The sequence below is a fragment of the Dyella ginsengisoli LA-4 genome, assembly GCF_000334915.1.
GTDB classification, from domain to species: domain Bacteria; phylum Pseudomonadota; class Gammaproteobacteria; order Xanthomonadales; family Rhodanobacteraceae; genus Dyella_A; species Dyella_A ginsengisoli_A.
The window spans coordinates 1-19,207 of the sequence record NZ_AMSF01000056.1 but is presented as its reverse complement, the minus strand read 5'-3'; the positions used below and the strand labels follow the sequence as shown (position 1 = coordinate 19,207).

The window sequence follows — 19,207 nt, the reverse complement described above, 5'->3', positions numbered from 1 at the left end:
GGCCGGCCCGATCTAGGCGCCCTCGGAATTTCCGGTTGACTCGCAATTAATTGCGAGCGCAGATTCATGCGGCCGCCGCCGGATGAAGGGGATCACCCGGCGAACCCGGCCCGTCGTGGCCCGCACCTTCCGGGGGGACGGCCACCAACATCATTTCACGGGGAGAGTTCTGCTCATGATGCAAAAGCCGATCGTCTGCGCGCTGCTCGGCGCGCTTGGCCTGGTGGCCTTCTCCGCGGCCCAGGCCGCCACGCCCGCAACCATCCACGCCGGAGCCATGGGCAAGCTCGCACCAGCCGCCCTGGCCAACCGCCTGGGACTGGATTCGCACGGATCGCTCGCTGCACAGGCGCAAGGACGCACCATCCGAGGAACCCTCAAGACCCGCGAACAGCAGATGTTCGGCAACGTGCCGGTCTATGGCCGCGCGGTCGTCGTCGAGCGTGACGGCAGCGGCAACGTGCTCAGCGTCGAAGGCCACCTGGCCCGTGGCGTGGGTTTCGACCTGGCCTCGACCACACCGTCGTTCAGCGGTGACCAGGCCATTCAGATGCTGCGCCAGCATGCTGGCCTGCTGCCGTTCGGCATCGGCGCAAACGCCGTGTCGCCGGACAGCCTGCAGAACGTCAAGCACGATCTCTTCGTCTATGCCGACGGCGGCAAGGCCCGACTCGCCTACCTCGCCTCGTTCTTCACCGACGCCCAGGGCAGACCCACCCGCCCGACCGCGCTGATCGACGCCAACACCGGCGAGGTGCTCCAGAGCTGGGAGGGCCTGACCACCAAGGGCAAGCCTGGCGGTGGCGGTGGCGGTGGCGGTGGCGGCACCACGCCGACGACGGCGACGGGCCCGGGCGGCAACCAGAAGACCGGCCAGTACTTCTACGGCACCGACTATGCGGCGCTGAGCGTGCTGCAGTCCGGCAGCACCTGCACCATGCAGAACACCGACGTCGCCACCTACAACATGAACCAGCGTCGCACCGGCGGTTCGCTGTGGACCTTCACCTGCCCCACCAGCAGTGGCGACAGCATCAACGGTGCCTACTCGCCGATCAACGACGCGCACCATTTCGGCGGCGTCGTGCACGACATGTACAACAACTGGTTCGGCGCCCCGCCACTAGCCTTCCAGCTGCGCATGAACGTGCACTACAGCCGCAACTACGAGAACGCGTTCTGGAACGGCTCGTCGATGAACTTCGGCGACGGCGCCAGCTATTTCTACCCGCTCGTGTCGCTGGACGTGACCAGCCACGAGATCAGCCACGGCTTCACCGAGCAGCACTCCAACCTCGCCTACTCCGGCCAGTCCGGCGGAATGAACGAGGCCTTCTCGGACATGGCCGGCGAAGCCGCCGAGTATTACGACCGCGGCAGCAACGACTGGCTGGTGGGCGCCGAGATCATCAAGAACGGCACCGCACTACGCTGGATGTGCACGCCCACGCTGGACGGCCGCTCGATCGACAACGCCGCCAGCTACACCTCGGGCCTCGACGTGCACTACTCCAGTGGCGTCTACAACAAGGCGTTCTGCACGCTGGCGAAGAAATCGACCTGGAACACGCGCAAGGCGTTCGAGGTATTCGAACGGGCCAATGCGCTGTACTGGACATCGAACGCCACGTTCAGCTCCGGCGCCTGCGGTGTAGAGAGCGCAGCGGGCGATCTGGGCTACTCCAGCAGCGACGTGGCCTCAGCCTTCACGGCCGTGGGAGTCACCTGCCAGTAGCACGACATCGGCGAACTGGAAAAGCCGGCCCGAACGGGCCGGCTTTTTTGCGCCCGGCACGATCGCGCCGATCCGGAATGGCCGATCAGACGCCCCCGGCAATGATGTTGGACACGTAGCGCTGGTACTCCTCCTTCGACAACGAGCCATTGCCGTCCAGGTCCGCCTCGTGGAAATGCGCGCGAAGCTGCTTGAGGGAAGGCTCATCCCTGGGGATCTCGCTTCGCACCAGTTTGCCGTCGTGATTCTTGTCCAGGTCCTCGAACGAAGGTGCATCCGTGGCGCCGGGGTTCCGCACACCCGGCTGCACCGTCGGCGCCGCCATCAAGGGGACCGAGCACATCGCGCACCACAGGGCCACCAACAGACCTGCTTTGGCATGGTTCATCGTTGCCTCCTTTTCACGTCACTGTGGAAAGATCTTCAGACGGACTGCCCGCATCCCGATCCGGATGCCTGGCCATTCTGGCCCATCCACCGCGCCGGCGCCCCGCCATGGTCACACCCCGACAGGAAGGCCAACGCCCCGACTGCCGGCACCCCGGCACGAGCAACCGCCCCCGTGATGGGCTACACTACGCCGGCTCGTAGACGCCCCCGACTCCCTAGCGGAGATCGTGGCGAGGGTCGAACCCTTGCCAATTTCCCCACCCCGGTAGCGCGCGCGACACCCGGCCAGCCCACCTTCCCCGGTGCGCAGCCGCTGATCTTCATTGCCTGGCGCGCGGTATCAGGGAGCGCGGAGGGCCATCTCAGGAGTTTCCATGTCCTTCGAATCGCTGGGCCTTGCGCCCGCGTTGTTGCGTGCGTTGACCGACCAGGGCTACGCCGAACCCACACCGGTACAGGCCGGCTCCATCCCGCTGGTGATCGCCGGCCACGACCTGCTCGCCGCCGCCCAGACCGGCACCGGCAAGACCGCCGCGTTCGCCTTGCCGGTGATCCACAAGCTGATCGGCGCCGGCGCCACCCAGACCCGCCGCCCGCGCGTGCTGGTGCTGACGCCGACCCGCGAACTGGCCGCCCAGGTCAACGACAACTTCCGCGACTATGCCAAGTACGTGCGCGTGTCCACCACCACCATCTTCGGTGGCGTCGGCATGGGCCCGCAGATCAACGCGCTGCGCCGCGGCGTGGACGTGGTGATCGCCACTCCGGGCCGGCTGATCGACCACATGCAGCAGCGCACGATCGACCTCGGCGGCATCGACACGCTGGTGCTGGACGAGGCCGACCGCATGCTCGACATGGGCTTCCTTCCGGCGCTCAAGCGCGTGCTCTCGGCCCTGCCGAAGCAGCGCCAGACGCTGCTGTTCTCGGCCACCTTCGCCCCGGCGATCAAGGCGCTGGCGATGCAGTTCATGCGCGAGCCGAAGGAAGTCTCGGTGACCCCGCCGAACACCGTGGCGCCGCTGGTCAGCCACCACGTGCACCCGGTGGACGCGGCGCGCAAGCGCGACCTGCTGCTGCACGTGCTGGCCGGCGACAGCCGTCGCCAGACCCTCGTGTTCAGCCGCACCAAGCACGGCGCCGACAAACTGGTGAAGTTCCTGGAAGTGTCCGGCGTGCGCGCCGCGGCGATCCACGGCAACAAGAGCCAGAATGCACGCACCCGCGCCCTGAGCGACTTCAAGAGCGGCCGGATCACCGTGCTGGTGGCGACCGACATCGCCGCCCGCGGGATCGACATCGACCAGCTGCCGATGGTGATCAACTTCGACCTGCCGATGGTCGCCGAGGACTACGTGCACCGCATCGGCCGCACCGGCCGCGCCGGCTCCACCGGCCTGGCGGTCTCGCTGGTGAGCCACGACGAATCGGGCCTGCTGCGCGACATCCTCCGGCTGGTCAAGCAGGAGATCGCGATCGATCCGGTCGCCGGCTTCGAACCGTCGGCGCCGCTGCGGCTGGATGCCGGCGCGCCCAAGCCGGCGCAGGGCGGCCAGCGTCAGGGCCGGCCAGGCAACCGACCCTCGGGCCAGGGCAAGGCCAACCCGAGCCACCGCCCGCACGGCCACGTGCAGGCCGGAGCCGCCGGCGAACATGCCGCGGGCAACCGCTCGCGCCGTCGGCGCGGGCGTCCGGCGGCCAAGGCCTGAGATCGGTCCATCGCGTGGCGGCACGGCAACGTGCCGCCACGCCGTTCAATCCGGTGCCAACTTCGCCGTGAGCACGTGGTCTTCCCACACGCCGGCGATCTGCAGGTAGCGCCGCGCCAGCCCCTCCCGCTCGAACCCCAGCGCGGCCAGCAACCGGCCGCTGCGCTCGTTGCGTGGCAGGTAGTTGGCCATCACCCGGTGCAGGCCCAGCGTGCCGAACGCCCAGTCCAGCGCAGGCGTCAGCGCCTCGCGCATCAGTCCCCTGCCCTGCAGTCCTGCCGCCAGGCCGTAGCCCAGCAGACAAGCCTGGAAGGGACCTCGCACCACGTTCGAGAAGGTGAAGCTGCCAAGCATTTCGCGCTCGTCCGGATCGAACATCAGGATCGGATAGGCACGATCCTGCGCCACGCCGAGCATCCACTCCTCCAGCGTTCGCCGACTGTGGGCGGACGTGTAATAGGCCTCGTCGCGCAGGGGCTCCCACGGCGCCAGATGTTCGCGATTGGCCGTGCGATAACGCCACAACGCCTCGGCGTCGTCCGGTCTGGCGAGGCGGCACGACAGCCGCGCCGTGCGCCAGGCGATCGCCCCGCTCACGCCAGCCCGAGCGCCTGCGCATGGTGGCGCAGGTGATCTTCCATGAAGGTGCTGATGAACCAGTAGCTGTGGTCGTAGCCGGGGTGCCGGCGCAGCAACAGCGCCTGCCCCGTCTCCGCGCAGGCCTGGTCGAACAGCTCCGGCCTGAGCTGGCCTTCGAGAAATTTGTCCGCCTCGCCCTGGTCGATGAGGATCGTGCCGGGAAAGGTCTGCCGCGCGACCAGCTCGCAGGCGTCGTAGTCGGCCCAGGCCGCACGATCCTCGCCCAGATAACGCGGCAGCGCTTTTTGCCCCCACGGCACCTGGCTGGGCGCCACGATCGGCGCAAACGCCGACACCGAGCGGTAACGTTCCGGATAGCGCAGAGCGATGGTGAGCGCACCATGGCCGCCCATCGAGTGGCCGAAGATGCTGCTGTGCGACGCGTCGACGCGGAATTGCCGCTCGATCAGCGCGGGCAGTTCCTCGACCACGTAGCTGTGCATGCGGAACCGTGCGGCAAACGGCGCCTGCGTGGCGTCAACGTAGAAACCGGCCCCCTCGCCGAACTCCCAGTCGCCGGTCGCCCCCTCGATGCCGGTGTCGCGCGGACTGGTGTCCGGCATCACCAGCACCATGCCGTACTGGGCGGCCAACCGTTGCGCGCCGGCCTTGATCGTGGCGGTTTCCTCGGTGCAGGTGAGACCGGCCAGGTAGTACAGCACCGGTCGCCGTCCCTGCACCGCCTGCGGGGGTTGGTACACGGCGAAGCGCATCGGCCCTCCGCACACGACCGAATCGTGCCGGTAGAAGCCCTGCACGCCGCCGAAGCATGCCTGCTCGGAAAGGGTCTCGAAGCCGCTCATCCTTGCCTCCTGAGGCCTGGCCAAACACCGATCATACCCCTGCCACCCGAACCGCCCCTTGCGGTCAACGCTCCTGGTCGGTGGGTCGCATCAGCAATTCGTTGATGTTCACGTGCGGCGGGCGCGTGACGCAGAACGCGATCGCCTCGGCCACGTCGCGCGACTGCAGCTGTCGCATGCTGTCGGCCCATGCGTTCAGCGCGTCCCTGGTCGCAGCGTGGCCGATGTGCTCGCGCAGCTCGGTCTCCACCACGCCTGGCTCGATCACGCTGACCCGGATGCCGTGCTTGTAGACCTCGCGCCGCAGCGCCTCGGAAAACGCCACCACGCCGAACTTGGTCGCCGAGTAGGCGGCCGCGTTGGGGTTGGCGACGCGCCCGGCGGTGGAAGAGATATTGACGATGTGGCCATCGCCCCGCGCGGTCATGCCGGCCAGCGCCGCCTGCGTCGAGGCGATCAGGCTGAGCACGTTCAGCTCCAGCATCCGGCGCCAGCGGCCAAGGTCGGCTTCGGCCACCGGCTCCAGATACATCACGCCGGCATTGTTGATCAGGACGTCCAGACGGCCAAAGTGGGCCTCGGCGTCGTGCACCACCCGCTGTGCCTCGGCCTCGTCGAGCAGGTCCGCCTCCAGCACCAGCGGTTCGGCCCCCAGCTCGGTCAACCGGGCGGCCAGTGCCTCCAGCCGGTCGCGCCGACGCGCGGTGACCGCGACGCGGGCCCCCTCCTCGGCCAATGCAACCGCGGTCGCCTCGCCGATACCGGAAGACGCCCCGGTCACCAGCGCCACCTTGCCCACCAGACGCTTCGCCATGTCTCGATTCTCCTGTGCCCTGAATACATTACGGGGCGGGCCGGCGGCCCGCGGACTGCTACAATAGTCGTCATTCTCCCGCACGCCGACCCGCGTGCCACCCCGAGGTTCCCCATGTCATCCCCGTCTTCCGACTCCGCACCGGCAGCCGCCGGCTTCACCGCGCTTGGCCTCGCACCGGACCTGCTGCGCGCCCTCGCCGACGTCGGCTACGAATCGCCCTCGCCGATCCAGGCGGCCACCATCCCGCCGCTGATGGAGGGCCGGGACGTGCTCGGCCAGGCGCAGACCGGCACCGGCAAGACCGCGGCCTTCGCGCTGCCGATCCTCTCGCGCATCGAGCTCAAGCCCGGCAAGCCGCAGGCACTGGTGCTGGCGCCGACGCGCGAGCTGGCGATCCAGGTCGCCGAAGCGTTCCAGCGCTACGCCACCTATCTGCCCGGCCTGCAGGTGCTGCCGATCTACGGCGGCCAGAGCTACGGTCCGCAGCTGCAGGCGCTGCGCCGCGGCGTACAGATCGTGGTCGGCACGCCCGGTCGAGTGATCGACCACCTGGACAAGGGCACGCTGGACCTGTCGGAACTGAAGTACCTGGTGCTCGACGAAGCCGACGAGATGCTGCGCATGGGCTTCATCGACGACGTCACCAAGGTGCTCGAGGCGACCCCGCCGACCCGCCAGGTGGCGCTGTTCTCGGCCACCATGCCCACGGTGATCCGCAAGATCGCGCAGCAGCACCTGAAGGATCCGGTCGAGGTCACCATCAAGTCCTCCACCACCACCGCGGCCAACATCCGCCAGCGCTACTGGTTCGTCTCCGGCCTGCACAAGCTGGACGCGATGACGCGCATCCTGGAGGCCGAGCCGTTCGACGCGATGATCATCTTCGCGCGTACCAAACAGGCCACCGAGGAGCTGGCCGAGAAGCTGTCCGCGCGCGGTTTCGCCGCCGCCGCGATCAACGGCGACATCGCCCAGCCACAGCGCGAGCGGGTGATCCAGCAGCTCAAGGACGGCAAGCTCGACATCCTGGTCGCCACCGACGTGGCGGCGCGCGGACTCGACGTGGAGCGCATCAGCCACGTCATGAACTACGACATCCCGTACGACACCGAGAGCTACGTGCACCGCATCGGCCGCACCGGCCGCGCGGGCCGCAACGGCGAGGCGATCCTGTTCGTCACCCCGCGCGAGAAGGGCATGCTGCGCGCGATCGAGCGCGCCACGCGCCAGCCGATCGAGGAAATGAAGCTGCCCACCGTCGAGGCGGTGAACGATGTGCGCATCGGCAAGTTCAAGCAGCGCATCAGCGACACCCTGGCACAGGGCGGGCTGGAGTTTTTCCAGCAGCTGATCGAACAGTACGAGACCGAGCACAACGTGCCGGCGATCGAGATCGCCGCCGCGCTGGCGCGTATCGCCCAGGGCGACCAGCCGCTGTTGCTCACCCCTCCGCCCAAGCGCGAGTTCGAGCCGCGCGAACGGCCGGCCCGCGCCGAGCGCGAGCACCGCGAGACACGCGACAGCCGTGGCCGGGACGGCTCGCCGCGCGAGGGCTTCCGCCCCGCCGTGCGCGCCCACGTCAGCGAGCCGGGCAAGCGCACCTACCGCATCGAAGTGGGCCACGAGCACGGCGTGAAGCCGGGCAACATCGTCGGCGCCATCGCCAACGAGGCCGGACTGGAGAGCAGCCACATCGGCCGGCTGAGCATCCGCGGCGACTACAGCCTGGTCGACCTGCCCGACGGCATGCCCAAGGAGATCTTCGAGCACCTGAAGAAGGTGTGGGTGGTACAGCGCCAGCTGCGCATCCACGAATGGGACGGCCAGGACGACGGCGCCGCCGACCGGCCGCCGCCCCGCCGCAGCGGTCCGCGCCCGGGCGGCTTCAAGGGCAAGCCCCGGCCGGGCGGACACGGCAAACCGCCGCGCCGTCAATCCTGAGCTTCCGGCACCGCGCTCTGGCGCGGTGTCTTTTTCTGGGGCACGGGACTCGCCGACAACGACACGCGGCACGTAACATCGTGCGATGACCTGCTCTCGCCATCCCGCATGAACGCCGCTCCGGATCCGCGCATGCACGGCCTCTCGGCTTCCGAGCGCGAACGCCTGCACGCCGCCGCCCGCGCGATCCGCGACGGCCAGCTCGATGCGGCGGACCGCCTGCTCGACCAGTTGCACCGGCTGGTCCCCCGGCAGGCCGAGGTGCTGCGGCTCAAGGGCATTGCAGCGACCCGCCGCGGCCGCTTCGACGACGCCGTCGTCGTCCTGCGCAGGGCGCTGGCGCTGGTTCCCGACGACGCGCTGGCGATGAACGACCTGGCCAGTGCGCTCGCCCAGCGCGGCGACACGGACGACGCGCTGACCACCTGGCGCCAGGCCTGTATCGCGGCCCCCGACTTCCCGATGGCCTGGTTCAACCTCGGCCGCAACCTGCAGCAACTCGGCGACAGCGAGGAAGCCGTGCGCGCGCTGGAACGCGCCGCCGCGCTGGCGCCTGACCTGCTGCCCGCGCACATCCTGGCCGGCGACGCGCTGGTGCACCTGGGCCGCTTCGGGGACGCCGCCGCGCATTACCGCGCCGCGCTCGCCGTGCACCCGGCCTGCGGCGACGCCTGGCGCGGGCTGGGCAACATCAAGACACAGCCGCTCTCCGCCGGGGACATCGCGGCACTGCAGGCGCAGCTGGCGCGGCCAGATCTCGTCGACAGCGACCGCATCGCGATGGGCTTCGCGCTGGGCAAGGCGCTGGAGGACCATGGGCGCCATCCCGAGGCGTTCGCTGCGCTGGCCGAGGCCAACGCGCGCATGCACCGGCTCGCGCCGTGGCAGGCGCCTGCCTTCAGCGCGCACGTGGCGCGGCTGGTCGAGGCCACGGGACACCTGCCCGCGCCCGTCGATCCGGCGCTGGGCGAAGAGGTGATCTTCATCGTCGGGCTGCCGCGTTCGGGCTCCACGCTGTTCGAGCAGATCCTCGCCGCGCACCCGCAGGTCGAGGGCGCCAGCGAGCTGGACGATCTCGACGCGGTGATCGCCGAGGAGTCGAACCGGCGCCGTCAGCCCCTGCCGGCATGGCTGCCTGCGGCAAGTGCCGAGGACTGGGCACGGCTGGGCCGGCGCTACCTCGAACGCACGGCGCGCTGGCGCACGCGTCGCCGGCGGCACACCGACAAGCTGCCGGAGAACTGGCTGCACACCGGCCTGCTGGCCGCGATGCTGCCGGGTGCGCGCATCGTCGACGCGCGGCGCGACGCACTGGAAGCGGGCTGGTCGTGCTTCAAGCAGCAGTTCTACCGACTGCCGCACTTCGCCTGCGACCTGGCCGACATCGCCGCCTACACGCGCGACTACCAGCAGGCGATGGCCGCCTGGCAGGCGGCCCGGCCGCAGCGCGTGCGGGTGCAGCGCTACGAGGCGCTGCTGGAGCGGCCGGAGGACGAAATCCGCGCCCTGCTCGACTTCTGCGGCCTGCCATTCGACCCGGCCTGCCTCGACTTCCACCGGGCCATGCGCAGCGTGCGCACGCCCAGCGCCTCGCAGGTGCGCCAGCCGCTGCGCCGGGACACGGCGCGCGCCGGCCACTACGGCACGCTGCTGGATCCGCTGCGCCAGGGACTGGCCGCGACCGCCACCTGACGCCGAGGCCGGTGTTCGCGCGGGGCAACAGTCTGTGCGCGCCGCCAGCCGCGCACGCGCCGCGATCCGCCCCCATCATGCGGGCATGAACCTGCCCAGCCTCTATATCTCGCACGGCTCGCCGATGACTGCGCTGCAGCCGGGCCTGACCGGGACCCGACTGACCGAGCTTGCCGCGGCGCTCCCGCGTCCGCGCGCCATCGTCGTGGCCAGCGCCCACTATCTGGCGCGGCAGCCCCTCGTCGGTGGCGCGGCGCAACCGCCGACCGTGCACGATTTCGGCGGTTTTCCCCGCGCGCTGTACGAGCTGCACTACCCCGCACCGGGCAACCCCGGACTGGCCGCGCGCATCGCGGAACGGCTCGATCAGGCAGGACTCGCGGCGCGGATCGATCCGCAGCGCGGGCTCGATCACGGCATCTGGGTGCCGCTGCGGCTGATGTACCCCGAGGCCGACATTCCGGTCGTACCGCTGTCGATCCAGCCGTTGCTCGGGCCGGCGCACCAGTACGCCGTGGGACGTGCACTGGCCGGTCTTCGCGACGAGGGCGTGCTGCTGATCGGCTCCGGCTCGATCACCCACAACCTGCACGATTTCCGCGCTGGTTACGACGCTGGCCACGAAGCCCCCTACGTACGCCCCTTCATCGAGTGGGTCGAGCAGCGGCTCGCGCAGGGCGATACCGATGCCCTGCTCGACTACCGCCGCCAGGCGCCGTTCGCCGAACGCGCCCATCCCACCGACGAACACCTGCTGCCGCTGTTCGTGGCCCTGGGAGCCGCCGGCGAAAGGGCAAGAGCGCAGCGGCTGGATGCCGGCGTGGACCTGGGCTTCCTCGCCATGGACATCTACCGCTTCGATACGGCGGACTGATCAGCCGGCGGCGAGCTTGTCGCCCGCGCTGACCTGCGCGCGGCCGCTGTGGCAGGTGAAGCGGAACACGTAGTCCAGGCTGAAGGGCTCGGTACGGCTGTCCACCACGTGGCTCTCGCCGTTGGCGTCGGCCGACCAGTGGCTGATCTGCAGCGGATCGAACCGCCATTGCAGTGCCGCCTCCCGGGTCGCGGCGAGGAAAGGCCGCAGATCCGCCGCCGCGGCATCTGAGTTGCCGGGGCGTACCTCGGTGACCTTCCCGGAGGTATCGACGATCAGCTTCGCGATGACTTCCACCACCGGTACGCAGGCCTGCAGCCGCGATGCGGGGTAGGCTGGCGTCACCCGCGCCAGCGGCTTGCCGCCGCTGGATACCTCACCCAGCGCCAGCTGGTAGTGCACCGTATCCGGCTGTTCGACCGCCTGCCAGGACGCGTCGCCCCGGTTGGCAGGGTGCGCGTCCGGGCGTACCGTCTCGTGCGCGCAGGCACCGAGCGCCATCGCAAGGAGGGCAACTGCCAGCTGCCGTCCCGCCCCGCTCACCCGTCCGCGGACCATCGATGCCTCCAAAGGATTACGCCCGTAATCCTCGTGGAGATTACGGGCGTAATCCATGTGACGCAAGCGCGGCGCCCGGCGCGCCGATCAGGCGCTGCGAGGGAGCGGCGGCAGGCCGGCACCGGAGGGATCGATCCAGTCCTGCGGGGACAGCGGCGCCAGCCCATGGGCGAGACGGGCCTTGTCGCATTGCGGGCTGACCTCACCGAACTCCCACGACGGCGCCACCTCGCGGCACACCGAGGGACGCTGCGGGTAGATGCCGCAACTGGCCTGCACACCGACCTCACCCTGCAAGGCCACGCAGCGCACCGGCCGGGCCTCGGTGCCACGCATGGCCAGGCGGTGCGGATCGAGCTTGGTAGTGAGCGCTTCCGGCACGCTGCCGCCGAGGAACGACTCGGCCTCGGACCAGTGGAAGGCCACCCGGAAGTAGGCGCAGCAGGCGCCGCAGGCGAGGCAGGGATGGACCATGGAGCGGACCGGGAGGGCGCACCCCTCGGCGCGCAGCCGGCGGATTCTATCCAGACCGCCGGCCGCCGGAACATGGTTTGTCGATGGGGCCGGATGCGCCCTTTAGCCGGCGTTGCCGAACGTCGGGCCGAGGCGCTCAGATCGGCCCGGCAAAGGTGTTGCAACGGGCCATGTCGCCGCTCTGGAAACCGGTCCTGAACCACTTCACGCGCTGCGCCGAGGTGCCGTGGGTGAACGAGTCGGGCACCACCGTGCCGCGGGCCTCGCGCTGCAGGGTGTCGTCGCCGATCTGGCTGGCGGCGTTCAGGGCCGACTCGATGTCGCCCTGCTGCAGCCAGTTCAGCCGCTGCTGGCTGCGATTGGCCCAGACACCGGCGAAACAGTCCGCCTGCAGTTCCTGGCGCACCGACAGACCGGTCGCCCCCTGCATCGCCGCCCCCTGGCGGCGCGCCTGGTCGGCCTTGTCGAACACGCCGATCAGCTTCTGCACGTGATGCCCGACCTCGTGCGCGATCACGTAGGCGCGGGCGAAATCGCCGGCGGCGTGGAAGCGGTCCTGCAGCTCCTGGAAGAAGTCCAGGTCGAGGTAGACCTTCTGGTCGCCCGGGCAGTAGAACGGCCCGACCGCAGTCGACGCCGCACCGCAGGCGGTCTGCACGCTGCCGTGGAACAGGTGCAGCTTCGGCTGCACGTACCGGGCGTTGTGCTCGGCGAAGATCTGGCCCCAGGTGTCCTCGGTGGCGCCGAACACCCGGCAGACAAAATCGATCTGCTGGTTGGCCGGGTTGTGGCAGTCCACGGCCGTGGTGGGCTGGATCTGGCCGCTGGCCTGCTGGGATCCGGTGCCATCGCCGGACAGGAACGGCGTGATCAGGTCGCGCTTGAACACCAGGCTGAGGATGACCAGCACCACCAGCCCGCCGAGGCCGAGCCGGCCACCGCCGCGCGGGGAGAACCCGCCGCCGCCACCGCTGCCCTGCTCCACGTTGTCGCTCGAACGCCCCTTGCCCCAGTCCATCGCCCACTCCGTTCCCGCATCGTTGGCGGCGACGATAGCCGCTTGCCAACACACTCGCCACGCCAACGGCTAATGTAGGTGACAAGACCACTGACCGGATGCGACCCCAGCATGCTCGCCCAATTGCCCGCCCTCGTGACCTTGCTCAACGTCCTGCTGCTCTCCGCCACCGCCTTCGCGGTGGGCAAGGCCCGCGCCACATACGGCATCAAGGCACCTGCCACGACCGGCCACGAGGGCTTCGAGCGCGCCTACCGCGTGCAGATGAACACGCTGGAGCAGACGGTGATGTTCCTGCCGGCGCTGTGGCTGGCCGCCACGCACGGCTTCGCCGGCTGGGCGGGCATCGCCGGACTGGTCTGGATCGTCGGTCGCGTCTGGTACATGGCCGGCTATCTGCGCGACCCGGCCAAGCGCGAGGGCGGCTTCGCCGTGGGCATGCTGGCCTGGCTGGCGGTACTGGTGCTCGCCGGCATCGGCGTGGTCCGGGCGATGCTGGCCGGCTGAGCCGCCGGCCTCGCCTAGTCGGCTGCAGGCACCACCCGCAGGCGGCCGATGCGGGCCCCGTCCATCGCCACCACCTCGAAGCGCCATCCGTCGGCGGTCACGCTGTCGCCCACCTCCGGCAGGCGGCCGAGGCGCTCGAGCACCAAGCCCGCCAGGGTGGAAAAACTGTCGTCCACCTGCAGGCGCCGGCCAAGCAGTTGCTCGGCGCGACGCACATCCAGACCCGCGTCGAGCAGCCAGGCACCGTCCTCGTCCTGACTGGCCGAGGGGTCTCCCCCCAACGCATCCGGGAACTCGCCCGCGATCACCTCCAGCACGTCGCTGGGCGTGACCAGGCCGAGCAGGCTGCCGTATTCGTCCACCACCAGCGCCACCTGCAGCGGCGCACGCCGGAACTCCTCGATCAGGCGCAGCACGCTCAGCGACTCGAGCACCATCAGCGGCTTGCGCGCCACCGGTTCCAGCTCGATGCGGCCGTGGTCGAGCAGGCAGCCGAGCAGGTCCCGGGTGGAAGCCACGCCCAGCAGTTCGTCCAGGTCGTCGTGGGCCAGCGGCAGCCAGTCGTGGCCGGCCTCGGCCAGTTCGCGGCGCACGGTGGCGACGTCGTCACGCGGATCGATCCAGCGGATCTCCGGTCGCGGGGTCATGATCGAACGCACCGGACGCTGGGCCAGGTCGAGCACGCCCTGAACCATGGAAAGCTCGTCCTTGCCGAACACCGCCACCGCTGGCGCGTCCTCGTCGATGCCGGCGGACGGCTTGGCCGGCTCGCCGTCTTCTTCCACGCCACCGGCGCCGAGCAGCCGCAGTACCGCCTGCGCGGTGCGGTCGCGCAGATGCCGTGCGCTGCCGAGAAGGCTCCGCTGGCGGTTGCGGCGCATGGTCTGGTTGAACGCCTCGATCATGATCGAGAAGCCGATCGCCGCGTACAGGTAGCCCTTCGGGATGTGGAAGCCGAAGCCCTCGGCAACCAGGCTGAAGCCGATCATCAGCAGGAACGACAGGCACAGCACGATGACCGTCGGTCGCGCGTTGACGAACGCGGTCAACGGCTTGCTGGCGCTGATCATCAGCACCATCGCGGCGACCACCGCGATCATCATCACCGACAACTGGTCGACCATGCCGACCGCGGTGATCACCGAGTCCAGGGAAAACACCGCGTCCAGCGCCACGATCTGCGCCACCACCAGCCAGAAACGCGAAGGTGCGCGGCTACCGTGCTCGCTGATGCCGCCGGACTCGAGCCGCTCGTGCAGCTCCAGTGTGGCCTTGAACAGCAGGAAGGCGCCGCCCAGCAGCAGGATGATGTCGCGCCAGGACAACGCGAAACCGTGCCACTGGACGATCGGCGCGGTCAGCTTGACCAGCCAGCTCATCGCGCCGAGCAGCACCAGCCGCATGACCAGGGCGATCGCCAGGCCACTCACCCGCGCCCGGTCGCGCTGCCCCGGTGGCAGGCGGTCGGCAAGGATCGCCACGAAGACGAGGTTGTCGATGCCAAGCACCACCTCCAGCACCAGCAGGGTGAGGAGGCCGGCCCAGGCGGTGGGGTCGGCAAGCCAGTCGAATGCGAACATGGGTGGCGCGCGGGCGCCCGGGTCCTCCGTGCTCAGGAAACCACACTATACAGGCAGGGCCGGATCGGCCATGACCGATGGCAGGGATTGCCGGAGCCCGAACCGTCCGGCTAGCTTGGTCGCGTCCATCGTCTCCCGGAAAGCCCATTCGTGAATGCCGCCGCCGACGCACTGGCAGCTCCGCCGCCGTTGCCGCCGCACCTGTCCCGCCCCGTGCGCGCCCCGGGCGTGGGCGAGGCTCTGGCGCTGCTGGTGTTCTATTTCTGCCTGCAACTGGTGATCGGCTTCGGTGCCGCTTTCGTCGCCGGCCTGGCGCTGGGCACGGCCCCGGGCGAGCACTTCGGCAGCCCGCTGCAATCGGCGATGGCGGACCCCGACGTGCGCACGGCGGTGACCGCGATCACCCTGCTGCTCGCCGCCGGCATCACCTTGTGGCTGGTGCATCGTCGCTGGCCGAACCAGTGGCGGCTGGCCCTGGCCTGGCAGGGCTTCGGCTTTGCACCCAGCGCCCAGCCGGCGTTCTACGTCGCGGCACTGGCGCTGGGCGTGGCCGTGCCGGTGATCGGCGGCCTGCTTACCCACTGGCTGGCCGGTGACCATCCGGTCACCCAGACCATCTCGCAGATGGGCCACGAGGCCGCGCTGCCGGGACGGATCGCCCTGGCCGCGCTGGCGGTGACGCTCGGCCCGCTGGTGGAGGAGACGATGTTCCGCGGTGTGCTGTTCTCCTCGCTGCTGGGTTTCCGGCAACGCACGTCGATCCAGCGCGACCTCGGTGGCACACGCGTCGCTGCCGCCATGCTGCTGAGCGCCGCGCTGTTCGCCACGGTGCACCTGCCCGACCTGGGTTGGCGCTGGTACGCCCTGCCCAACCTGGCCCTGCTCGGGCTGGGCTGCGCCTGGCTGCGTCTGCACTCCGGTTCGCTGTGGCCCGCGGTGATCGCCCACGGCGTCAACAACGCACTGGCCGTCGCCGGTTGGTTTCTCGTGCTGCACCCGGGCGCCTGAGCGCAGGGCGAGATCTCAGGCGCCGAAGCGCGCCAGCAGCCGGGCGGTCTCGAACAGCGGCAACCCCATCACGCCGGAGTAGCTGCCATCCAGATGCTCGACCAGGGTCGCACCGCGCCCCTGTATCGCATAGGCGCCCGCCTTGCCGAACGGCTCGGCGGTGGCGACGTAGGCGGCGATGGTGGCCTCGTCCAGCCCGGCGAAACGCACGCGCGACACGCACAGCTCGCTGTCCTCGTGCCGCTCGCCGACCAGCCACACCGCCGAGATCACCTCGTGCGTGCGTCCGGACAGCCGGCGCAGCATGGCTGCGGCATCGGCGGCATCGACCGGCTTGCCGAACACCTCGTCATCGAGCACCACCTCGGTGTCGCTGCCGAGCACGACCGCCTGCGGATCGCCGACGCGAGCCAGCCCTGCCAGCGCCTTGTCGCGCGCGACCCGGCTGACGTAATGCCGGGGCGACTCTTCCGGCGAGCGCTGTTCGGGTACGTCCACGTGCACGACTTCGAAGTCGACGCCGATCTGCTCGAGCAACTGGCGGCGGCGCGGCGATTGCGAGGCGAGATAGAGCATGGGCGGTCGGGATTGCCTGGGGGTTCAGAGGGTGAGGCCGTACTCGCAGAACTGCGTGTCGCGCACCCAGCCAAGCGATTCGTAGAGCGCCTGCGCCGGCGCATTGTCCAGCGCGGTGGACAGGCTCAGGCTGGCTGCGCCGCGCGCCCGCGCCTGCTCCGCGGCCGCCTGCAGCAGTGCCCTTCCGGCGCCGCTGCGACGCGCCGACGGAGCCACGAACAGATCGTTGAGCAGCCAGGTCCGCACCGTCCGCACGGAGGAGAACAGGGGATAGAGCTGGGTGAAGCCGATCGCCTCCCCGTCCAGCTCGGCCAGCAGTACCAGCGACTCCTGCCGGGCCATGCGTTCGGCGAGGAAATCGCGCGCCCGCACCAGATCGGCCGGCTGGCGGTAGAACTGGCGGTAGGCGTCGAACAGCGGTGCCAGGCGATCGAGATCGTGCGTGTCGGCGATACGGACAGAGAGCGTCATCGGCGGAAGGTCGTCGAGTAAACCGGCAGCATAGCCGCCGGGCGCCCGGCCGGCCTAGGCACGATGGTAGGGATGTCCGGCCACGATGGTGGTGGCCCGGTACAACTGCTCGGCCAGCACCAGCCGTACCAGCATGTGCGGCAGGGTCAGCGGCCCCAGCGACCAGCGCTGGTCGGCCCGCGCCAGCACGTCGGGCGCGTGGCCGTCCGGGCCACCGATCAGGAAGGCCAGGTCGCGACCGGCCATGCGCCATTGCTGCAGCTGGGCGGCGAGATCCTCGCTGGACCAGGTCCTGCCTCGGCCGTCGAGGGCCACCACGTGGGTGTCGCGACCGATCGCTGAAAGGATCGCGGCGCCCTCGTCGAGGATCGCCTTCGCATCGTCGCGGCCCTTGCCGCGCGCCCCGGGCTTCAGTTCGACCAGCTCCAGCGGCAGCTCGTGCGAGAGTCGCTTGCGGTATTCGGCGAAGCCCTCGGCCACCCAGCCGGGCATGCGCTCGCCGACGGCGATCAGCCGCGCGCGCATCGATGCGGGGAATCAGCCGACGCTGGCGGCGCCGGCATCGGGCTCGCGGTCGCCCACCGTCCACAGCCGTTCGAGCCCGTAGAACTCGCGGATACGCGGCAGCATGACGTGGACGATCACGTCACCGAGATCCACCAGCACCCACTCGGCCTCCTGCTCGCCTTCCACGCCCAGCGGCATTACGCCGGCCTTCTTGGCGAACTTCACCACCTCGTCGGCGATGGACTTCACGTGCCGGGTGGAGGTGCCCGAGGCGACCACCAGCAGGTCGGCGATCGAGGTGCGGCCGCGGACGTCGATCTCGCGGATGTCCTTGGCCTTCAGGTCCTCCAGCGCCTGCAGCACTTGCTGGCGCAGCCTGGAGGTGGAAACCGGCGTGTCGTTGCGGGCGGGATTAGCCAAGAGGAGAGGCCTCGGTACGGAGAGCAGCGCGGGATCGCGCGCCGCCATTATAGCGCTCCGCCCCGATCGGGATCGGCTCCTGCCCGGAATCGTCGGCCCCGGGGGCGCGGCCTGTCGGCGCCGGCCCGGGGCCGGACGCATCACATGCCGCCGCTCATCGCGTCGTCATGCTTCATCGAGTCGCCCTTCATGGCGTCATGCTTCATCGAGTCGTGCTTCATCGAATCGCCCTTCATGGCGTCGTGCTTCATCGAGTCGTGCTTCATCGAATCGCCCTTCATGGCGTCGTGCTTCATCGAGTCGTGCTTCATCGAATCGCCTTTCATGGCATCGTGCTTCATCGAGTCGCCCTTCATGGCGTCGTGCTTCATGCCGCTGTCCTGAGCCATGCTGTCCTGCGCGAGTGCAGAGCTGGCGAAGCCTCCGGCGAGGCCGGCGAAAGCGAGACCGAGGGCGAGCTTGGCGAGAATTTTCATGCGACGTTCTCCTGGAAAATGGATGTGCGACCGATGCCGCACGCCAGCCTTTCGCCAGAAGTCCACCCGCGGTTACCTCACGGCGACCGGACGGCGCGGACGCAGCAGCCGCCCGCCGCAAAGCGCATTCACGCCGATCACCAGGCCCACCGCCAGCGCATGCACCGCCAGGTCGGTCGCCGCCGCATCGAACTCGTGGCAGATCTCCAGCAGGCTGGCCGAGCCGGCGGCGCTGGCCACGCCAATCATCGCCGCGGTCAGCACCGGGCGCAGCGGATACGCACGCCGCAGCAACCACACCAGCACCGCCGACAGCGGCAACGAGAAGGCAAGGATGAACTCCAGGCACCCTCGTGCACCGGCCATCGTGGCCACCACGGTATCCGGCGCCACCCAACTGCGCAGACACCCCACACCGCTGGCACCGATCCACAGCAGTGCCGGCGGCAGCACCAGCCAGGCACGCGTCACCGGGCGTCCCGGCACACCCAGCGAGAACGCCGCCCAGCCGGCCACCAAGGCGGTGAGCACGGCACCGACACCCGCCCAGGCGAGGTCGGGTGCGCCGCGCCAGCGGGTCAGCATCGGCGTGAGCCCGTAATGCCAGACCAGCAGCGCAGCCATCGCCGCCAGCAGCAGCGTCCAGGCCAGCGCGCGCCAGAGCGGCGGCCGCAGGCGCCGGACCGGCGCCAGGTCGGCGCCCAGCGCGTGGATCAGCGACTGGTGGTTGGGCGCGTCGGCCACGTCAGTGTTCTCCGTGGAGTCGGTTGCGCAGCGCCTTGAGAGCGCGGTGCAGGTTGACCTTCAGGGCGCCGGTGGATCGCCCGGTCAGCGCCGCCGCCTCGGCCAGCGAGTGTTCTTGGAGCCCCAGTTGCTCGACCGCCTCGCGCTGGCCCGGCGGCAGCGTGGCGATCGCCGCGCGCAACGCCGCCGCGCGCTCGGCCTGCTCCGCGGCATCGTTCGCCTGCCGCTCGTCGGCATGCTGTTCGACGGCCAGCGGCTCCCGCCACCC

Annotated in this window: 22 protein-coding genes; 7 read left to right on the top strand and 15 right to left on the bottom strand. The window is 69.9% G+C overall.

Annotated elements, in window-relative coordinates; translation table 11 throughout:
* The first annotated feature begins 175 nt into the window (after window positions 1-175).
* Entirely contained in the window at window positions 176-1,735 is a 1,560-nt protein-coding gene (locus C693_RS0113260) for a M4 family metallopeptidase (protein WP_017462770.1), read from the top strand.
* An 85-nt stretch (window positions 1,736-1,820) separates the two neighbouring features.
* Here C693_RS0113260 and C693_RS0113255 read toward each other — a convergent pair whose 3' ends face one another.
* A complete protein-coding gene (locus tag C693_RS0113255) occupies window positions 1,821-2,123 on the bottom strand; it encodes an EF-hand domain-containing protein (RefSeq protein WP_017462769.1) in 303 nt (100 codons plus the stop codon).
* Window positions 2,124-2,499: 376 nt separating this feature from the next.
* On the opposite strand from C693_RS0113255, the gene C693_RS0113250 reads away from it, so the two are divergent.
* Window positions 2,500-3,834, top strand: coding sequence for a DEAD/DEAH box helicase (locus C693_RS0113250; protein WP_017462768.1), 1,335 nt, complete (start codon window positions 2,500-2,502; stop codon window positions 3,832-3,834).
* A gap of 45 nt (window positions 3,835-3,879) precedes the next feature.
* Here C693_RS0113250 and C693_RS0113245 read toward each other — a convergent pair whose 3' ends face one another.
* The 3 genes from C693_RS0113245 to C693_RS0113235 all read right to left on the bottom strand — a co-directional run bounded on the left by C693_RS0113245 (window position 3,880) and on the right by C693_RS0113235 (window position 6,090).
* A complete protein-coding gene (locus tag C693_RS0113245; protein WP_017462767.1) occupies window positions 3,880-4,431 on the bottom strand; it encodes a GNAT family N-acetyltransferase in 552 nt (183 codons plus the stop codon).
* Complete coding sequence (gene fghA / locus C693_RS0113240) at window positions 4,428-5,276, bottom strand: S-formylglutathione hydrolase (RefSeq protein WP_017462766.1); 849 nt, start codon at window positions 5,274-5,276, stop codon at window positions 4,428-4,430. The genes C693_RS0113245 and fghA overlap by 4 nt, the downstream gene beginning before the upstream one ends.
* Window positions 5,277-5,340: 64 nt before the next feature.
* Window positions 5,341-6,090 (bottom strand): SDR family oxidoreductase, encoded by a 750-nt coding sequence (locus C693_RS0113235; protein ID WP_017462765.1) that lies wholly within the window; start codon window positions 6,088-6,090, stop codon window positions 5,341-5,343.
* Between the two features lie 114 nt (window positions 6,091-6,204).
* On the opposite strand from C693_RS0113235, the gene C693_RS0113230 reads away from it, so the two are divergent.
* From C693_RS0113230 to C693_RS0113220, 3 genes are all read left to right on the top strand, one after another.
* On the top strand, window positions 6,205-8,034 hold the full coding sequence (locus tag C693_RS0113230; protein ID WP_017462764.1) for a DEAD/DEAH box helicase: 1,830 nt from the start codon (window positions 6,205-6,207) through the stop codon (window positions 8,032-8,034).
* Window positions 8,035-8,166: 132 nt separating this feature from the next.
* A complete protein-coding gene (locus C693_RS0113225; RefSeq protein WP_017462763.1) occupies window positions 8,167-9,726 on the top strand; it encodes a tetratricopeptide repeat-containing sulfotransferase family protein in 1,560 nt (519 codons plus the stop codon).
* 85 nt (window positions 9,727-9,811) lie between these two features.
* Window positions 9,812-10,600, top strand: a complete 789-nt coding sequence (locus tag C693_RS0113220) for a dioxygenase family protein (RefSeq protein ID WP_017462762.1) — start codon at window positions 9,812-9,814, stop codon at window positions 10,598-10,600.
* Here the strand turns inward: C693_RS0113220 and C693_RS0113215 are convergent, their stop codons facing one another.
* The 3 genes from C693_RS0113215 to ypfJ all read right to left on the bottom strand — a co-directional run bounded on the left by C693_RS0113215 (window position 10,601) and on the right by ypfJ (window position 12,650).
* Entirely contained in the window at window positions 10,601-11,158 is a 558-nt protein-coding gene (locus C693_RS0113215) for a hypothetical protein (protein WP_241762673.1), read from the bottom strand.
* A gap of 87 nt (window positions 11,159-11,245) precedes the next feature.
* Window positions 11,246-11,632: a YkgJ family cysteine cluster protein gene (locus C693_RS0113210; RefSeq protein WP_017462760.1), complete on the bottom strand. Its 387-nt coding sequence runs from the start codon at window positions 11,630-11,632 to the stop codon at window positions 11,246-11,248.
* Window positions 11,633-11,768: 136 nt separating this feature from the next.
* Window positions 11,769-12,650 (bottom strand): KPN_02809 family neutral zinc metallopeptidase, encoded by an 882-nt coding sequence (gene ypfJ, locus C693_RS0113205; protein WP_017462759.1) that lies wholly within the window; start codon window positions 12,648-12,650, stop codon window positions 11,769-11,771.
* Between the two features lie 111 nt (window positions 12,651-12,761).
* On the opposite strand from ypfJ, the gene C693_RS0113200 reads away from it, so the two are divergent.
* Complete coding sequence (locus tag C693_RS0113200) at window positions 12,762-13,157, top strand: MAPEG family protein (protein WP_017462758.1); 396 nt, start codon at window positions 12,762-12,764, stop codon at window positions 13,155-13,157.
* Between the two features lie 14 nt (window positions 13,158-13,171).
* Here the strand turns inward: C693_RS0113200 and C693_RS0113195 are convergent, their stop codons facing one another.
* Entirely contained in the window at window positions 13,172-14,737 is a 1,566-nt protein-coding gene (locus C693_RS0113195; RefSeq protein ID WP_017462757.1) for a TerC family protein, read from the bottom strand.
* Between the two features lie 150 nt (window positions 14,738-14,887).
* Here C693_RS0113195 and C693_RS0113190 point away from each other — a divergent pair, with 150 nt between their 5' ends.
* Entirely contained in the window at window positions 14,888-15,745 is an 858-nt protein-coding gene (locus C693_RS0113190) for a CPBP family intramembrane glutamic endopeptidase (protein WP_017462756.1), read from the top strand.
* A 15-nt stretch (window positions 15,746-15,760) separates the two neighbouring features.
* Here C693_RS0113190 and C693_RS0113185 read toward each other — a convergent pair whose 3' ends face one another.
* The 7 genes from C693_RS0113185 to C693_RS0113155 form a co-directional block, all read right to left on the bottom strand.
* Entirely contained in the window at window positions 15,761-16,321 is a 561-nt protein-coding gene (locus tag C693_RS0113185; protein ID WP_017462755.1) for a Maf family protein, read from the bottom strand.
* A 24-nt stretch (window positions 16,322-16,345) separates the two neighbouring features.
* Window positions 16,346-16,792 carry a GNAT family N-acetyltransferase gene (locus C693_RS0113180; RefSeq protein ID WP_017462754.1) on the bottom strand — a complete coding sequence of 149 codons (447 nt, stop codon included), beginning with the start codon at window positions 16,790-16,792 and terminating at the stop codon, window positions 16,346-16,348.
* A 54-nt stretch (window positions 16,793-16,846) separates the two neighbouring features.
* Window positions 16,847-17,317: a 23S rRNA (pseudouridine(1915)-N(3))-methyltransferase RlmH gene (rlmH, locus tag C693_RS0113175; RefSeq protein ID WP_017462753.1), complete on the bottom strand. Its 471-nt coding sequence runs from the start codon at window positions 17,315-17,317 to the stop codon at window positions 16,847-16,849.
* Between the two features lie 12 nt (window positions 17,318-17,329).
* Window positions 17,330-17,719, bottom strand: a complete 390-nt coding sequence (rsfS, locus tag C693_RS0113170; RefSeq protein ID WP_043598754.1) for a ribosome silencing factor — start codon at window positions 17,717-17,719, stop codon at window positions 17,330-17,332.
* 140 nt (window positions 17,720-17,859) lie between these two features.
* A complete protein-coding gene (locus C693_RS0113165; RefSeq protein ID WP_017462751.1) occupies window positions 17,860-18,195 on the bottom strand; it encodes a pentapeptide MXKDX repeat protein in 336 nt (111 codons plus the stop codon).
* A gap of 72 nt (window positions 18,196-18,267) precedes the next feature.
* The gene (locus tag C693_RS0113160; protein ID WP_017462750.1) at window positions 18,268-18,939 is read right to left on the bottom strand and encodes an NrsF family protein; all 672 of its coding nucleotides are present in this window, start codon (window positions 18,937-18,939) and stop codon (window positions 18,268-18,270) included.
* A 1-nt stretch (window position 18,940) separates the two neighbouring features.
* Window positions 18,941-19,207, bottom strand: a 267-nt coding sequence (locus C693_RS0113155; RefSeq protein ID WP_017462749.1) for an RNA polymerase sigma factor, incomplete at its 5' end; no start/stop codon positions are given.

What these genes read in the sequence shown, in the direction of transcription:
- C693_RS0113260 (WP_017462770.1), top strand. Translation starts at nt 176, where the DNA reads ATGATGCAAAAGCCGATCGTCTGCGCGCTGCTCGGCGCGCTTGGCCTG.
- C693_RS0113255 (WP_017462769.1), bottom strand. Translation starts at nt 2,123, where the DNA reads ATGAACCATGCCAAAGCAGGTCTGTTGGTGGCCCTGTGGTGCGCGATG.
- C693_RS0113250 (WP_017462768.1), top strand. Translation starts at nt 2,500, where the DNA reads ATGTCCTTCGAATCGCTGGGCCTTGCGCCCGCGTTGTTGCGTGCGTTG.
- fghA (WP_017462766.1), bottom strand. Translation starts at nt 5,276, where the DNA reads ATGAGCGGCTTCGAGACCCTTTCCGAGCAGGCATGCTTCGGCGGCGTG.
- C693_RS0113235 (WP_017462765.1), bottom strand. Translation starts at nt 6,090, where the DNA reads ATGGCGAAGCGTCTGGTGGGCAAGGTGGCGCTGGTGACCGGGGCGTCT.
- C693_RS0113230 (WP_017462764.1), top strand. Translation starts at nt 6,205, where the DNA reads ATGTCATCCCCGTCTTCCGACTCCGCACCGGCAGCCGCCGGCTTCACC.
- C693_RS0113225 (WP_017462763.1), top strand. Translation starts at nt 8,167, where the DNA reads ATGCACGGCCTCTCGGCTTCCGAGCGCGAACGCCTGCACGCCGCCGCC.
- C693_RS0113220 (WP_017462762.1), top strand. Translation starts at nt 9,812, where the DNA reads ATGAACCTGCCCAGCCTCTATATCTCGCACGGCTCGCCGATGACTGCG.
- C693_RS0113215 (WP_241762673.1), bottom strand. Translation starts at nt 11,158, where the DNA reads ATGGTCCGCGGACGGGTGAGCGGGGCGGGACGGCAGCTGGCAGTTGCC.
- C693_RS0113210 (WP_017462760.1), bottom strand. Translation starts at nt 11,632, where the DNA reads ATGGTCCATCCCTGCCTCGCCTGCGGCGCCTGCTGCGCCTACTTCCGG.
- ypfJ (WP_017462759.1), bottom strand. Translation starts at nt 12,650, where the DNA reads ATGGACTGGGGCAAGGGGCGTTCGAGCGACAACGTGGAGCAGGGCAGC.
- C693_RS0113200 (WP_017462758.1), top strand. Translation starts at nt 12,762, where the DNA reads ATGCTCGCCCAATTGCCCGCCCTCGTGACCTTGCTCAACGTCCTGCTG.
- C693_RS0113195 (WP_017462757.1), bottom strand. Translation starts at nt 14,737, where the DNA reads ATGTTCGCATTCGACTGGCTTGCCGACCCCACCGCCTGGGCCGGCCTC.
- C693_RS0113185 (WP_017462755.1), bottom strand. Translation starts at nt 16,321, where the DNA reads ATGCTCTATCTCGCCTCGCAATCGCCGCGCCGCCGCCAGTTGCTCGAG.
- C693_RS0113180 (WP_017462754.1), bottom strand. Translation starts at nt 16,792, where the DNA reads ATGACGCTCTCTGTCCGTATCGCCGACACGCACGATCTCGATCGCCTG.
- rlmH (WP_017462753.1), bottom strand. Translation starts at nt 17,317, where the DNA reads ATGCGCGCGCGGCTGATCGCCGTCGGCGAGCGCATGCCCGGCTGGGTG.
- C693_RS0113165 (WP_017462751.1), bottom strand. Translation starts at nt 18,195, where the DNA reads ATGAAAATTCTCGCCAAGCTCGCCCTCGGTCTCGCTTTCGCCGGCCTC.